This window comes from Paraburkholderia youngii, from assembly GCF_013366925.1.
GTDB lineage: Bacteria > Pseudomonadota > Gammaproteobacteria > Burkholderiales > Burkholderiaceae > Paraburkholderia > Paraburkholderia youngii.
The window spans coordinates 356,010-369,246 of sequence record NZ_JAALDK010000001.1 but is presented as its reverse complement, the minus strand read 5'-3'; the positions used below and the strand labels follow the sequence as shown (position 1 = coordinate 369,246).

General features: G+C 62.9%; 14 protein-coding genes. 6 read left to right on the top strand and 8 right to left on the bottom strand.

The window, feature by feature from the left end; genetic code table 11:
* The first annotated feature begins 70 nt into the window (after window positions 1–70).
* Both G5S42_RS01740 and G5S42_RS01735 read left to right on the top strand, forming a co-directional pair.
* The gene (locus tag G5S42_RS01740; RefSeq protein ID WP_176105262.1) at window positions 71–781 is read left to right on the top strand and encodes a pseudouridine synthase; all 711 of its coding nucleotides are present in this window, start codon (window positions 71–73) and stop codon (window positions 779–781) included.
* A gap of 167 nt (window positions 782–948) precedes the next feature.
* A complete protein-coding gene (locus G5S42_RS01735; RefSeq protein ID WP_176105261.1) occupies window positions 949–1,137 on the top strand; it encodes a hypothetical protein in 189 nt (62 codons plus the stop codon).
* Between the two features lie 114 nt (window positions 1,138–1,251).
* On the opposite strand, the gene G5S42_RS01730 is transcribed toward G5S42_RS01735, so the two are convergent.
* Window positions 1,252–2,289, bottom strand: coding sequence for an NAD-dependent epimerase/dehydratase family protein (locus tag G5S42_RS01730; protein WP_176105260.1), 1,038 nt, complete (start codon window positions 2,287–2,289; stop codon window positions 1,252–1,254).
* A gap of 94 nt (window positions 2,290–2,383) precedes the next feature.
* Between G5S42_RS01730 and G5S42_RS01725 the strand changes: the two genes are divergently transcribed.
* From G5S42_RS01725 to G5S42_RS01710, 4 genes are all read left to right on the top strand, one after another.
* Entirely contained in the window at window positions 2,384–3,415 is a 1,032-nt protein-coding gene (locus G5S42_RS01725) for a CDP-6-deoxy-delta-3,4-glucoseen reductase (RefSeq protein WP_176105259.1), read from the top strand.
* A gap of 313 nt (window positions 3,416–3,728) precedes the next feature.
* Complete coding sequence (locus tag G5S42_RS01720) at window positions 3,729–4,913, top strand: acetylornithine transaminase (RefSeq protein ID WP_176105258.1); 1,185 nt, start codon at window positions 3,729–3,731, stop codon at window positions 4,911–4,913.
* A 19-nt stretch (window positions 4,914–4,932) separates the two neighbouring features.
* On the top strand, window positions 4,933–5,406 hold the full coding sequence (locus tag G5S42_RS01715; protein ID WP_176105257.1) for a GNAT family acetyltransferase: 474 nt from the start codon (window positions 4,933–4,935) through the stop codon (window positions 5,404–5,406).
* Between the two features lie 256 nt (window positions 5,407–5,662).
* Window positions 5,663–5,956 (top strand): GYD domain-containing protein, encoded by a 294-nt coding sequence (locus tag G5S42_RS01710; protein WP_176105256.1) that lies wholly within the window; start codon window positions 5,663–5,665, stop codon window positions 5,954–5,956.
* A gap of 133 nt (window positions 5,957–6,089) precedes the next feature.
* Here the strand turns inward: G5S42_RS01710 and G5S42_RS01705 are convergent, their stop codons facing one another.
* From G5S42_RS01705 to G5S42_RS01675, 7 genes are all read right to left on the bottom strand, one after another.
* The gene (locus G5S42_RS01705) at window positions 6,090–6,794 is read right to left on the bottom strand and encodes an ABC transporter ATP-binding protein (protein ID WP_375792148.1); all 705 of its coding nucleotides are present in this window, start codon (window positions 6,792–6,794) and stop codon (window positions 6,090–6,092) included.
* 17 nt (window positions 6,795–6,811) lie between these two features.
* Complete coding sequence (locus G5S42_RS01700; protein WP_027198609.1) at window positions 6,812–7,603, bottom strand: ABC transporter ATP-binding protein; 792 nt, start codon at window positions 7,601–7,603, stop codon at window positions 6,812–6,814.
* 20 nt (window positions 7,604–7,623) lie between these two features.
* Entirely contained in the window at window positions 7,624–8,793 is a 1,170-nt protein-coding gene (locus G5S42_RS01695; RefSeq protein WP_176105254.1) for an ABC transporter permease subunit, read from the bottom strand.
* A gap of 26 nt (window positions 8,794–8,819) precedes the next feature.
* On the bottom strand, window positions 8,820–9,770 hold the full coding sequence (locus G5S42_RS01690; protein WP_176105253.1) for a branched-chain amino acid ABC transporter permease: 951 nt from the start codon (window positions 9,768–9,770) through the stop codon (window positions 8,820–8,822).
* Window positions 9,771–9,998: 228 nt separating this feature from the next.
* Entirely contained in the window at window positions 9,999–11,201 is a 1,203-nt protein-coding gene (locus tag G5S42_RS01685) for a branched-chain amino acid ABC transporter substrate-binding protein (protein WP_176105252.1), read from the bottom strand.
* Window positions 11,202–11,747: 546 nt separating this feature from the next.
* Window positions 11,748–12,707, bottom strand: coding sequence for a 4-hydroxy-3-methylbut-2-enyl diphosphate reductase (gene ispH, locus G5S42_RS01680; protein ID WP_176105251.1), 960 nt, complete (start codon window positions 12,705–12,707; stop codon window positions 11,748–11,750).
* 2 nt (window positions 12,708–12,709) lie between these two features.
* Window positions 12,710–13,165 carry an FKBP-type peptidyl-prolyl cis-trans isomerase gene (locus G5S42_RS01675; RefSeq protein WP_062128641.1) on the bottom strand — a complete coding sequence of 152 codons (456 nt, stop codon included), beginning with the start codon at window positions 13,163–13,165 and terminating at the stop codon, window positions 12,710–12,712.
* Window positions 13,166–13,237 lie beyond the last annotated feature (72 nt).

The following is a 13,237-nucleotide window of genomic DNA, read 5'->3' as shown; positions in this document are numbered from 1 at the left end:
GAGGCATTCATCGTCGGCGCTTGGGGCCTGCGGGGCGCTCCGGTTCTTGCGGTGTTATTCTTCGCTCGCCATGAATCTCGAAAGCATCCTCTTTACTCAAGGTTTCGGTTCGCGCCGCCAGTGCCGCGCGCTGATCGGCGACGGCCGCGTCGGCATCGACGGCGCCATCTGCACCGATGCCGACGCCGATTTCGCCGTTGATAGCGGCGCGTTGCGCTTTAGCGTCGACGGCGTCGAGTGGCCGTATCGCGAGCACGCGTATCTGCTGCTGAACAAGCCGGTCGGCTACGAATGCTCGCGCGATCCGCAGCATCATCTGAGCGTGTTCAGCCTGCTGCCGCCGCAGTTCTCGGAGCGCGGCGTGCAGTGCGTCGGCCGCCTCGATCAGGACACCACGGGCCTGCTGCTGCTCTCCGACGACGGCAAGTTCGTGCATCAGTTCACGTCGCCGAAACGCAAGGTGCCGAAGCTCTACGTCGCGACCACGCGCCATCCGCTCGATGACGCGCAGCTCGCCGCGCTGCGCGCCGGCGTACTGCTGCACGGCGAGACCAAACCGAGCGCCGCGCTCGACGCACAGGCGCGCGACACCCACACGCTCGCGCTCACCGTGCTCGAAGGCAAATACCACCAGGTCAAGCGGATGATCGCGGCCTCGGGCAACCGCTGCGAGGCGCTGCATCGCGAGCGGATCGGCGGCCTCGCGCTGCCCGCGACGCTCGCGCCAGGCGCATGGCAATGGCTCGACGAAGCGGGCCTCGCCGCGCTGCGGGCCGGGTAAACGACTAGCGCGCGGTGAGCACCACCTAAGCCCTTGATGCGCCGAAGAAAGCCCGCGCGCATTGCGGTGCACCGCACATAGGCCGCTGCGTTGCAGCATGCCGTTGCTTACATGTCGCCCTATACTCGTCTAAACAAACGACTACAAAGGTTTCAAGGAGGGGCGCCATGAATATCGACAGCACGATGGCGTTTTCGCGCGCGATGATCGCGTTTATCTGCTTCGCGCTGCTGCTGGTCGGTGGATTGCTGGTCATCATGCGGCGGCGGCACCAGTACCATCCGAACCTGATCGGCGCGTTGATCGGCGGCATGCTGTGCTTCCTGTTGCTGGAAGTGCTGCCAACGCTGACCTGATGCCGGTTGGACCGCGGCTCGTTTTGCGCGGTGCATTGATGCGGTGCGGCGCAGGTGCAATTTCTCCGGGGCCAAGTGGCCTCGCGAGGCGGCATTTTTGTTTCCGTGGCTGGCCTAGCCGCCCTTGCCCTTCCCCTTCGCTTCGCACAAGAACCCGTCGACGCTCGGATAGCGCAGACGTACTCCCAATTCCTCCTTCAGACGCCGGTTCACAAGGCGGCGCGACTCGCGCATGAACGACAGCAGCATCGGATCGATTTGCTGCTCTGCCTGCTCGCGCGTGATGCGCGGCGCTCGCGCGAGCCCGAACGCATCGGCGACAGCGTCGAAATACTCGCCCATCTTCAGCGACGAATCGTCGGACGCGTGCAGCGCGCGCCCGGGCCGGCCATGCGTGGCGAGACGCACGAGGATCGCGGCGAGGTCGTCGGCGTGGATGTGATTCGTGTAGACGTCGTCGGCATCGACGAGAGCCGGCGTGCCTTTTTCGAGCCGCGCGAGCGGCAGGCGGTTGGCCGCATAGATGCCCGGAATCCGCGCGATGCTCGCGGCGACGCTGCCGCGCGCAGTCGCGCGCCGCAACTGCCGCTCGGCCGACACGCGACGTTTGGCGCGCGCATTCGCGGGCCGCGTCGCGCGCGTTTCGTCGATCCACGCGCCGCCGCAATCGCCGTAGACGCCCGTCGTGCTTGCGTAAACGATGCGCACCGGTGCCCGCGAAGCGCCGGTCTGGCACACCCCGTCGGGTACAATAGCGGGTGTTTCAGCGTTCAGACCTGAAGCGCGCGCGCGGCGCAGCCGCGCGATCGGCGCGACCGACGGCCTCGCCGCGCTAGCGTTCATGCGGCCCGCTGCACCTAGCGTCGCAAGCAGCGCGCGAGTGCGCCGGTCGTCGTCGCCGGACTTCTGCGGTGGCGCGAGATGCAGCACCGTCGGCGCGAGGCGCGCGAGCCGTTTGAGGCTGCGGCGCGCGTCGAGATCGCCGACGAGCGGCGTCACGCCCGCGGCGCGCAACTCGTCGCAGCGCGCGGCGTGGCTGGTCAATGCGAAGACATGCGCGCGCGGCCGCAACAGAGGCACGCAGCGCATGCCGACGTCGCCGCATCCTACGATCAGCACGCGCGGCCGGCGGAAATTTCGTGTCGCTTTCATGGTGGGCGCATTGTAGCGGTCACGCACAACAGGTACCGCGCGGTTGATCCGGCGGGTCCGATTTCGATTCCGTTTTTTCGATTCCGAACACTTTATGGCATTTAACGTCACGCTCCGGCAAACCGGCCGGCAGTTTCAGGTAGAACAGGACGAACCGGTGCTCTCCGCAGCCCTGCGTCAAGGCATCGGCCTGCCGTACGGCTGCAAGAACGGCGCGTGCGGTTCGTGCAAGGGCACGGTCGTGAGCGGCGAGGTCGAACAGCGCGCGCACTCGTCGTCGGCGCTGTCGAACGACGAAAAGACCCGCGGCATGGCGCTCCTGTGCTGCGCGACCGCGTGCTCCGATCTCGAAGTCGACATCCGCGAAGTGGCTGGCGTCGGCGACGTGCAGGTCAAGAAGCTGCCGTGCCGCGTGAACGCGATCGAGCGCAAGGCCGACGACGTGATCGTCGTTAAGCTGCAACTGCCCGCGAACGAGCGCCTGCAATATCTGGCCGGCCAGTACCTCGAGTTCATCCTGAAGGACGGCAAGCGCCGCAGCTATTCGATGGCGAATGCGCCGCACGTCGAAGGCCCGATCGAGCTGCACATCCGCCATATGCCCGGCGGTGCGTTCACCGATCACGTGTTCAGCACGATGAAGGAGCGCGACATCCTGCGCTTCGAAGCGCCGCTCGGCACGTTCTTCCTGCGCGAAGATTCGGACAAGCCGATCGTGCTGCTCGCATCGGGCACCGGCTTCGCGCCTCTGAAGGCGATCGTCGAGCATGCGGTGTTCAAGAACATCACGCGCCCCATGACGCTCTACTGGGGCGCGCGCCGCAAGAAAGACCTCTATCTGCTCGAACTCGCCGAACAATGGGCGCGCGAGATTCCGCACTTCAAGTTCGTGCCGGTGCTCTCCGAGCCCGACGCGGGCGACGCATGGACGGGCCGCACGGGCTTCGTGCATCGCGCGGTGATCGAGGATCTGCCCGATCTGTCGGCCTACCAGGTGTACGCATGCGGCGCGCCGGTGATGGTCGAATCGGCGCTGCGCGACTTCACGCAGCATCACCAACTGCCGGAAGACGAGTTCTACGCGGACTCGTTCACGAGCGCGGCCGATCTCGCGAACGCGGTCTGATTGCACGCCGGCAATTTCGCCCCGATGCAGCACCAGTGCAAATTCATGGTTTACACCGGTGCTTTTCTTATCGTATTCTTTCGCGCATGAACCGCATCCAGTCCGAACTCCGACGTCGCCGCTCGCCGCTCCCCTAGGGACGCCGCTGGCTTCGTCACGGACTCGCGCCACACACATACCTGGGCGCAAGCTGTTCGAATCATGAAAGCCACGGCATGCCGTGGCTTTTCTGTTTTTCCGGCCGCCGTTTTTATTGGCCAAACCGTCACCGTTTCTTCACCCTGCTCTTACCCTTTGCCTGGAGCCTGCCGACATGAATTTCAATGAGTATCCAATCGATTCGCTGATGTACATCACGAACCGACCCGAAATCGTTTTCACGCACGGCAAAGGCTCGTGGATTTACGACAACGACGGCAAGCGCTACCTGGATTTCATTCAGGGCTGGGCAGTCAACAGCCTCGGCCACTGCAACGACGGCATGATCGAAGCGCTGAACAGCCAGGCGAAGCTGCTGATCAACCCGTCGCCGGCGTTCTACAACGAGCCGATGGCGAAGCTCGCGGGTCTGCTCACGCAGCACAGCTGCTTCGACAAGGTGTTCTTCGCGAACAGCGGCGCGGAGGCGAACGAAGGCGCGATCAAGCTCGCGCGCAAGTGGGGCAGGAAGTTCAAGGACGGCGCGTTCGAGATCATCACGTTCGACCACAGCTTCCACGGCCGCACGCTCGCGACGATGTCGGCCAGCGGCAAGCCGGGCTGGGACACGATCTACGCACCGCAGGTGCCGGGCTTCCCGAAGGCGGACCTGAACGACATCGCATCGGTGGAAAAGCTGATCAACGCGAAAACCGTCGCGGTGATGCTCGAGCCGATCCAGGGCGAAGGCGGCGTGATTCCCGCAACCCGCGAATTCATGCAGCAACTGCGCGAACTGACGAAGAAGCACAACATTCTGCTGATCGTCGATGAAGTGCAAAGCGGCTGCGGTCGCGCCGGCACGCTGTTCGCGTATCAGCTGTCGGGCATCGAGCCGGACATCATGACGCTCGGCAAGGGCATCGGCGGCGGCGTGCCGCTCGCGGCGCTGCTGTCGAAGGCGGAAATCGCCGTGTTCGAAGCGGGCGACCAGGGTGGCACCTACAACGGCAATCCGCTGATGACGGCGGTCGGCTACTCGGTGATCTCGCAGCTGACGGCGCCGGGCTTCCTCGAAGGCGTGCGCTCGCGCGGCGAATATCTGCGCACGAAGCTGCTCGAGCTGTCCGAGGAACGCGGCTTCAAGGGCGAGCGCGGCGAGGGTCTGCTGCGCGCGCTGCTGCTCGGCAAGGACATCGGCAACCAGATTGTCGAGAAGGCGCGCGAAATGCAGCCCGACGGCGTGCTGCTGAACGCCGCGCGTCCGAACCTGCTGCGTTTCATGCCGGCGCTGAACGTGACGACCGAAGAGATCGACCAGATGCTGGCGATGCTGCGCTCGGTTCTCGACTCGCTGTAATCAGCCACGGAGCGCACCGATGACGACGAACACGACGCTGTCGATCCGCCGCTTCGACGCGAGCGATACCGAAGCGGTGATCGCGCTATGGCAGCAGGTCTTTCCCGAATATCGCGACGTGACGCGACCGCGGCGCAATCCGCGTCTGTCGATCGCGAACAAGCTCGCGACGCAACCGGAGCTGTTCTTCGTCGCGGAGCTCGATGGCCGCATCGTCGGCACCGTGATGGGCGGCTATGACGGACACCGCGGCTGGCTGTATTCGCTTGCGGTCGACGCATCGCTGCGACGTCATGGCATCGGCGCGCGGCTCGTCGCGCACGTCGAGAGCGAGCTGACGAAGCTTGGTTGTCCGAAGCTGAACTTGCAGGTATTGTCGTCGGCCTCGGCTGAAGTGCACGCGTTCTACGATGCGCTCGGCTATCGCGCCGATGCGGTGATCAGCCTCGGCAAGCGGCTCGGCCAATACGCGGACGCAGCCCCGGCGGGTTGATTCGCGTCGTACACCTGATTAAAGAAGGCCGCATGCGCTGGTTGGCGCATGCGGCCTTTTTCATGGTTCTCTCATGTGCGGCGCACATATCGGCGGATTCGGACAAATAGCAGATGGTGGGCAGACGGATTGCCTAGAATCGTTTACGCAAGAGACGACGCCGGGCTGGATGAGACGTTCGCGGCGGTTCGCGACGCTCCCCGCGGCGGCTCATGCATCTGAGTCCCAACGCGTTTGAATCCTAAGGGGAATCTTCATGGCGACTTATGTGGTGCTCCTGCAATTCACGGATCAGGGGATCCGCGCGATCAAGAACACAGCGCAGCGAGCCGGGCAGACGGCGGAGATGGCGAAAACTTTTGGCTGCGAGATGAAGCAGATCTACTGGACCTTGGGGGAATACGACATTGTCTCGGTCGTCGAAGCGGCAGACGAGCAGAGCTTCCTCGCCTTCGGCTTCGCGCTCGGCTCGGCCGGCAATGTCCGCTCGCAAACACTGCGTGCGTTCACCAAAGACGAAATCAGTGCGGTTATCGGGAAACTCCCATAATTCATGCACGGGTCAGCAAGAAAAAACGCGCCGCACGATGTTGCATCGTGCGGCGCGTTGCAAGAAGGAGGTGTGCGAGAAAGCGGCACACGTCCAACTCATCAGCTACTTATTCACCGACTCGTTCACCCACTCATTCACCCAGGTAAGCGGCCCGAACCTTCGGATCGTCGAGCATCTGTTTCGCGTCGCCCGACATCGTAATCAGACCGGAGTCCATCACGTAGCCACGATTGGCCGCCTGCAGCGCGAGACGCGCGTTCTGCTCGACGAGCAGCACCGTCATACCTTCAGCGGAAATCGAGCGCACCACTTCGAAGATCTTCTCGACCATGATCGGCGACAGACCCATCGACGGTTCATCGAGCAGCAGCAGCTTGGGCCGCGAGATGATCGCACGCGCCATCGCGAGCATCTGCTGCTCACCGCCCGACAGCGTGCCCGCGTATTGCGAGGCGCGCTCCTTCAGACGCGGGAAGAAGCCGAACATGCGCTCGACGTCCGACTTGATACCGTCGGCATCGTTGCGCAGATACGCGCCCATCTGCATGTTCTCGACGATCGACATACGCGCGAAGATGCCGCGACCTTCCGGCACCATCGCGAGACCGCGCTTGAGCAACTCGTGCGCGGGCAGGCCTTTGATCGACTGGCCCATGTACTCGATGTCGCCGGCCGCGTACGCCTTCAGGCCGGTGATCGCCTTCATCGTCGTGGTCTTGCCCGCGCCGTTCGCGCCGATCAGCGTGACGAGTTCGCCCTGCCCGACTTCGAGGTCAACACCCTTTACCGCCTGGATGCCGCCGTAGTTGACCTGCAGGCCCTTGATTTTCAACATTGCTTGCGTCGTGGACATCAGTGGACCCCCGCACCCAGATAAGCTTCGATCACCTTCGCATCCTTCTGCACGTCCTGCGGCAGACCCTGTGCGATCACCTTGCCATAGTCGAGCACCGTCATCTGGTTGCACAGGCCCATCACGAGCTTCACGTCGTGTTCGATCAGCAGAATCGTCTTGCCGTCCGCGCGGATCTTGTCGAGCAGCTTGGTCAGCTCGACTTTCTCGGTGGCGTTCATGCCGGCCGCCGGTTCGTCGAGCGCGAGCAGCTTCGGATCCGTCGCCAGCGCACGCGCGATCTCCAGACGACGCTGGTGGCCATACGACAGGTTGCGCGACGTGTAGTCCGCGTATTGCGTGATGCCGACGTAGTCGAGCAGTTCGAGCGCGCGCTCCTTGATCTCGCGCTCTTCCTGGCGTTCGGCCGGGGTCTGGAACACCGCGCCGAGCAGACCGTGTTTGGTGCGCACATGACGGCCGACCATCACGTTTTCGAGCGCGGTCATGCCGCCGAACAGGCGAATGTTCTGGAACGTGCGCGCAATGCCCGCCTTCGCGACCTGATAGACCGCGGTCGGCGTGTAGTTCTCGCCGTCGAGCTTGAACTCGCCCGAATCCGGCGTGTACAGACCCGTGATCACGTTGAAGAAGGTCGTCTTGCCGGCGCCGTTCGGGCCGATCAGACCGTAGATTTCACCCGCGCGGATCTGCAGGCCGACCTCGGAAAGCGCCTGCAAACCGCCGAAGCGCTTGTTGACGCCCTTCACCGACAGACGGATCGCCGCGTTGTTGCTTACGTTATCGCTCATGTCTTTTTCTCCACCGGACCTTATGCGCGCACCGGCTTCTTGCCGCTACGCTTCGCCAGCTTCGCAATCTTGTCTTCGTGCTTCGGCGCGGGCCACAGGCCTTCCGAGCGATACAGCATGATCACGACCATCGCCAGACCGTACAGCAGCTGACGGATCACTTCGGTATCGACGACTTCATGGCCGAAGATCATGTTCTGCAGCGGACCCATCGTGGAGCGCAGGAACTCGGGGAACACCGCGAGCAGCACCGCGCCGAGAATCACGCCGGGAATGTGGCCCATGCCGCCGAGCACCACACAGGCGAGCACCACGACCGATTCCCAGAACGTGAACGATTCCGGCGACACGAAGCCCTGGAACGCACCGAACATCGCGCCCGACAAGCCGCCGAACGACGCGCCCATCGCGAACGCGAGCAGCTTCACGTTGCGGGTGTTGATGCCCATCGCCTTGGCGGCAATTTCATCTTCGCGGATCGCGGCCCACGCGCGGCCGATACGCGAATGCTGCAGACGCGTACACGTCCAGATCACGAACAGCGCGCACAGCACGAACAGGTAGTAGTACAGGTACACCGCCGGGAACTGCATGCCGAACAGCGAGTGCGACTGCGCGAAGCTGAAGCCGCCGATCTGCACCGGCGCGATCCCGGTGATCCCCTTCGGACCATTGGTGATGTTCACCGGACGGTCGAGGTTGTTCATGAAGATCCGCACGATTTCCCCGAAGCCGAGGGTCACGATCGCCAGGTAGTCGCCGCGCAGACGCAGCGTCGGCGCGCCGAGCAGGATCCCGAACATCGCGGCCAGCGACATCGCGATCGGCACGATGATCCAGATCGGCACGTTCAAACCGTGCGGCGCGAGCGCCGCGATCCATTCGAATTGCGTCGACAGGTGCGGCGAGCTCAGCAGCGCGGCCGTGTAGGCACCGATCGCGTAGAACGCGATGTAGCCCAAGTCGAGCAGGCCGGCAAAGCCCACCACCACGTTCAGGCCCAACGCGAGCATCACGTACAGCATCGCGAAGTCGAGCACGCGGACCCAGTAGTTGCCGCCCGCCGCGCCGATGATCATCGGCGCGGCGATCACGAAGATCGTCGTAAGGATGCCGATGGTCAGCGTCTTCGTGCGGTTCTTTTCGGGGATGAGCGTTGTGGACGGCTCGATCGGTTGAATTGAGGTCATGATTGTTGACTCCTTGTGGCCCGGGATCAGGCGCGATCCGCGACACGTTCGCCGAGCAGACCCGACGGACGGAACACGAGCACGACGATCAGCACGATGAACGCGAACACGTCCTGGTAGTTGCTACCGAACACGCCGCCCGTGAGGTTGCCGATATAGCCGGCGCCCAACTGCTCGATCAGGCCGAGCAGCACGCCGCCGACCATCGCGCCGCCGAGATTGCCGATACCGCCGAGCACCGCCGCGGTAAAGGCCTTCAGGCCAGGGATGAAGCCCATGTAGAAGTGCGCGTTGCCGTATTCGGACGCGATCATCACGCCGGCGAGCGCCGCGAGCGCCGAGCCGATCATGAAGGTCGCCGAAATCACGAAGTTCGGGCTCACACCCATCAGGCTCGCGACGTTCGGATTCTCGGCGATCGCGCGCATCGCGCGGCCGAGCCTGGTCTTATGCACGAGCAGCAGCAGGCCGCCCATCACGATGAACGCCACCACGATGATCACGATTTCGGTCATCGAGATCACGGCGCCGGGCGTCGTGTCGGTGGCCTTGATCACGTTGATCGGGTCAGTGGGCAACAGCTGCGGGAACGGCAGCGGATTGCGCGACCAGATCATCATCGCGAGCGTCTGCAGCAGAATCGACACACCGATCGCGGTGATCAGCGGCGCGAGACGCGGTGCGCGGCGCAACGGCCGGTAGGCCACGCGTTCGATCGTGTAGCCGACCACCGCGCAGACCGCCGCCGCGATGAGCAGCGCGATGACCAGCGTCAGCACGTTGCCGAGGCCGGGGAAGTGGTTCTGCAGCACACCTATGGCGGAGAGCGCAACCATCGCGCCCACCATCAACACATCGCCGTGAGCGAAGTTGATGATGCCCAGAATGCCGTAAACCATCGTATAGCCCAGTGCGATGATGGCGTAGACACTGCCAAGCACCAGTCCATTCAGGATCTGCTGGATGAAGATATCCATTTATTGCTCCTTAGCCCGTGCGACTGGATTCGCGTTTTTCATCTGCCGGTGGGCGGTGATGCACTACGAATCTCAACGGCACTGCGGGTACTGATGTAAAAGACCGGTAAGGGTTATCCGCTGCCGGCTTGCCCTGACGACCGTGATGCGGTCGCGAGCTCCCCTTGGGCGGATGCAAAAACGGCACCGTTGGATGGTGTCGGTGCCGTCAGGCCGAACTTCCCGTCATCACATCTTTACGACGTCGAGCACTGCTTTCTTGCCGTCCTTGAAGTCGTAAAGTGTAATGGCGCCCTCTTTCAAATCACCCTTGTCGTCGAACGCGATGTGGCCGATTACCCCGTTGTAATCGGTCGAAGGCATCGCAGCCAGCACCTTGGGCGCCTCGATCGAATTAGCGCGCTTCATTGCATCGACGATCACGTACACAGCGTCATACGTGAACGGCGCGTAAATCTGCACCGGCGTGTGGAAGCGGTCCTCGTACTTCTTTTCGAAGTCCGCTCCATTGGTCATTTTCGAAAGCGCGAGTCCTGCTTCCGAACAGACCAGGTTTTGCACGGCGGTACCCGCCAGCTCACCTACCTTGTCGGTACACACACCGTCGCCGCCAAGGATTTTTGCCCTGATACCGAGCGCCGCCGCCTGCTTCGTAAACGGCCCGCCCGTCGCGTCCATGCCGCCGAACATAATCGCGTCCGGCTGAACACTCTTGATCTTCGTGAGAATGGCCCGGAAATCCGTGGCCTTGTCGTTCGTCGCCTCCCGCGCGACGATCTTCGCGCCGCTCGCCTCGGCGGTCTTCGCGAATTCGTCCGCGAGACCTTTGCCGTAGGCGGTCGCATCGTCCACGATCGCGATGCGTTTGGCGCCCAGCGCCTTCGTCGCGTAATTGGCGAGCGCCGGACCCTGCTGCGCGTCGGTCGCGACCACTCGATAGGTCGTCTTGAAACCCTGCTGCGTATACGCCGGATTGGTCGACGACGGCGAGATTTGCACGATGCTCGCGTCGCTATAGATCTTCGAAGCCGGAATCGAGACCCCGGAGTTCAGGTGCCCGATCACCGCGACCACGTGATCGTCCACCAGCTTCTGCGCGACGGCGGTGCCCGTTTTCGGGTCCGCCGCATCGTCCTGCGCGTCGAGTTTCAGCTGGACCTTGCGACCGTCGATCGTCAGGCCCTGCGCATTGATTTCCTCGACCGCGAGGCGCGCCCCATTTTCGTTGTCCTTGCCCAGGTGCGCGATGCCGCCCGTCAACGGGGCCGCGTGACCAATCTTTACGATAGTCGCTTCGCTCGCGGCGGCGACCGCAGCGGACGAAGCCGCCGATGCGCCCGCTCCCGCTTCGCCATCCTGTTTCTTGCCGCACGCGGTCAGCATCGCAACCGCGGCCGCGATGGACACGGCGTAAGCAAATTTGACTCGCATCAAGTAAGGTCTCCTGCGCCTTGCAAAATCCACTGTCCAGGACCTCAAGGCCTTGAGAACGCGCGCATTGTAACTCCAATTATGCGGGTGGCAATATTGTTGAACCGGTGGGGTTTTCCTGCATTGCAACCTGATATTGAAAGCAAAATCCGCAGAAAAGAGCAACCCGGTTGCGATCCGTTTGCGTGCATCAGTTGCACCGTCGCCGAACCCGATGGCACCAAGTGTTGCGGTCCCTCGGCGTGAATGCCGGCTAGGCCGGGGCTTGCGTCCGATATGTCCTTTTATCCCACGCGCGGCAAGAGCACCAATTCAGTGCATGATTAAATCGTCTTAAGCTCTTGGCCTAGATTAAAACAGGGGCGCATCGCTCGAAAATCAATAAAACACCCGATCACAATTTCAAAAAAGTTTGTGCGCGAGAGCACTGAAACGTGCGAATTCATTCGATCCGGCACCTAATTTTCTCAGTGCCCCCCCCAGACTCGCGCCATAAAAAAAGCGCGCCCGAGGGCGCGCTTTCCTTTCAGCGATGCTAACGGATTGTCAGGCTGGCAGACCGAGCCCGCGCGGCAGCGGAAACGCGATGTTTTCCTCGATGCCTTCGAGCGCGCGCACGCTGCGCACACCCAGTTCACGCAGACGCGCGATCACTGCCTGGGCGAGCACCTCGGGCGCCGACGCACCGGCGGTCACACCGATGCGGCGCTTGCCCTCCACCCAGACCGGATCGATCTGATCGGGCGAATCGACCATGTAGGCCGGTACGCCGAGCTTCTCGGCGAGTTCGCGCAAGCGGTTCGAATTCGAGCTATTCGGACTGCCGACGACGATCACGACGTCGCACTTCGGCGCCATGAACTTCACGGCGTCCTGGCGATTCTGCGTGGCGTAGCAGATGTCCTGCTTCTTCGGCTCACGGATGGACGGATACTTGGCCTTCAGCGCGCCGATGATTTCGGCGGCGTCGTCGACCGACAGCGTGGTTTGGGTGACGAACGCGATCCGCTCGGGATCGGCGAGCTGCAGCGCCTGCACGTCTTCGATGTCCTCGACCAGATGCATGCCCTCGGCCGCTTGACCCATCGTGCCTTCCACTTCCGGGTGGCCTTTGTGGCCGATCATCACGATGTCGAAACCGTCCTGGCGCATCTTGGCGACTTCGATATGCACCTTGGTCACGAGCGGACAGGTCGCGTCGTATACCCGCAGCCCGCGTGACTCCGCCTCCGAACGCACGGCCTTCGACACGCCATGCGCGCTGAAGATCACCGTGTTGCCAGCCGGCACTTCCTCCAGGTTCTCGATGAAGATCGCACCCTTCTTGCGCAGGTCTTCGACCACATAGGCGTTATGGACGATTTCGTGACGCACGTAGATCGGTGAGCCATACAGCTTGATGGCCCGCTCGACGATCTCGATCGCCCGGTCGACGCCGGCGCAGAAACCGCGTGGCTGGGCCAGCAGGATCTCCGCTTCGGCAAGAGTCGTATCCGTGATGCTCATGTTTACAAAATCCCGATGATTTTCACTTCAAACGCCAGCGCCTGGCCGGCAAGCGGGTGATTGAAATCGAACAGGGCCGACGTTTCGCCGACTTCCTTCAGCACGCCGGCGTAGCGCCCGCCGCCCGGCGCGTTGAATTCGACCAGGTCACCCGGGGAAAAATCCTCGCCGATCATGCTGTTCTCCCGCAGCGTGGCGAGGGACACGCGCTGGATCAGATCCGGATTGCGTGGGCCGAACGCCTGACCCGGCGCTAGCTGAAAGGTCGAATGGTGGCCCACCTTCAAACCCAGCAAAATATCTTCCAGCGGCGGCGCCAGTTGACCTGCACCGAGCAGCAACGTGGCCGGCTTGTCGTTGAACGTGTTGATCACTTCGGCGCCATCGGCAAGGGAAAGCCGGTAATGCAGCGTGACGTGTGAACCGGGTTTCACCTCGGAAATATCGATGATGCTCATGCAATGCTCGCTCAGTCGAAGCGCGCTGCACGCGTGCGCCGCGGGCGCAGTCGACGCGTGTGGCAAACCGTC

Bases quoted from the DNA above. Each gene is read 5' to 3' on its own strand.
- G5S42_RS01715 (WP_176105257.1), top strand. From the start codon at position 4,933: ATGACGACGAACACGACGCTGTCGATCCGCCGCTTCGACGCGAGCGAT.
- G5S42_RS01675 (WP_062128641.1), bottom strand. From the start codon at position 13,165: ATGAGCATCATCGATATTTCCGAGGTGAAACCCGGTTCACACGTCACG.
- ispH (WP_176105251.1), bottom strand. From the start codon at position 12,707: ATGAGCATCACGGATACGACTCTTGCCGAAGCGGAGATCCTGCTGGCC.
- G5S42_RS01700 (WP_027198609.1), bottom strand. From the start codon at position 7,603: ATGAGCGATAACGTAAGCAACAACGCGGCGATCCGTCTGTCGGTGAAG.
- G5S42_RS01735 (WP_176105261.1), top strand. From the start codon at position 949: ATGAATATCGACAGCACGATGGCGTTTTCGCGCGCGATGATCGCGTTT.
- G5S42_RS01685 (WP_176105252.1), bottom strand. From the start codon at position 11,201: ATGCGAGTCAAATTTGCTTACGCCGTGTCCATCGCGGCCGCGGTTGCG.
- G5S42_RS01720 (WP_176105258.1), top strand. From the start codon at position 3,729: ATGAATTTCAATGAGTATCCAATCGATTCGCTGATGTACATCACGAAC.
- G5S42_RS01695 (WP_176105254.1), bottom strand. From the start codon at position 8,793: ATGACCTCAATTCAACCGATCGAGCCGTCCACAACGCTCATCCCCGAA.
- G5S42_RS01725 (WP_176105259.1), top strand. From the start codon at position 2,384: ATGGCATTTAACGTCACGCTCCGGCAAACCGGCCGGCAGTTTCAGGTA.
- G5S42_RS01705 (WP_375792148.1), bottom strand. From the start codon at position 6,794: ATGTTGAAAATCAAGGGCCTGCAGGTCAACTACGGCGGCATCCAGGCG.
- G5S42_RS01730 (WP_176105260.1), bottom strand. From the start codon at position 2,289: ATGAAAGCGACACGAAATTTCCGCCGGCCGCGCGTGCTGATCGTAGGA.
- G5S42_RS01740 (WP_176105262.1), top strand. From the start codon at position 71: ATGAATCTCGAAAGCATCCTCTTTACTCAAGGTTTCGGTTCGCGCCGC.
- G5S42_RS01690 (WP_176105253.1), bottom strand. From the start codon at position 9,770: ATGGATATCTTCATCCAGCAGATCCTGAATGGACTGGTGCTTGGCAGT.
- G5S42_RS01710 (WP_176105256.1), top strand. From the start codon at position 5,663: ATGGCGACTTATGTGGTGCTCCTGCAATTCACGGATCAGGGGATCCGC.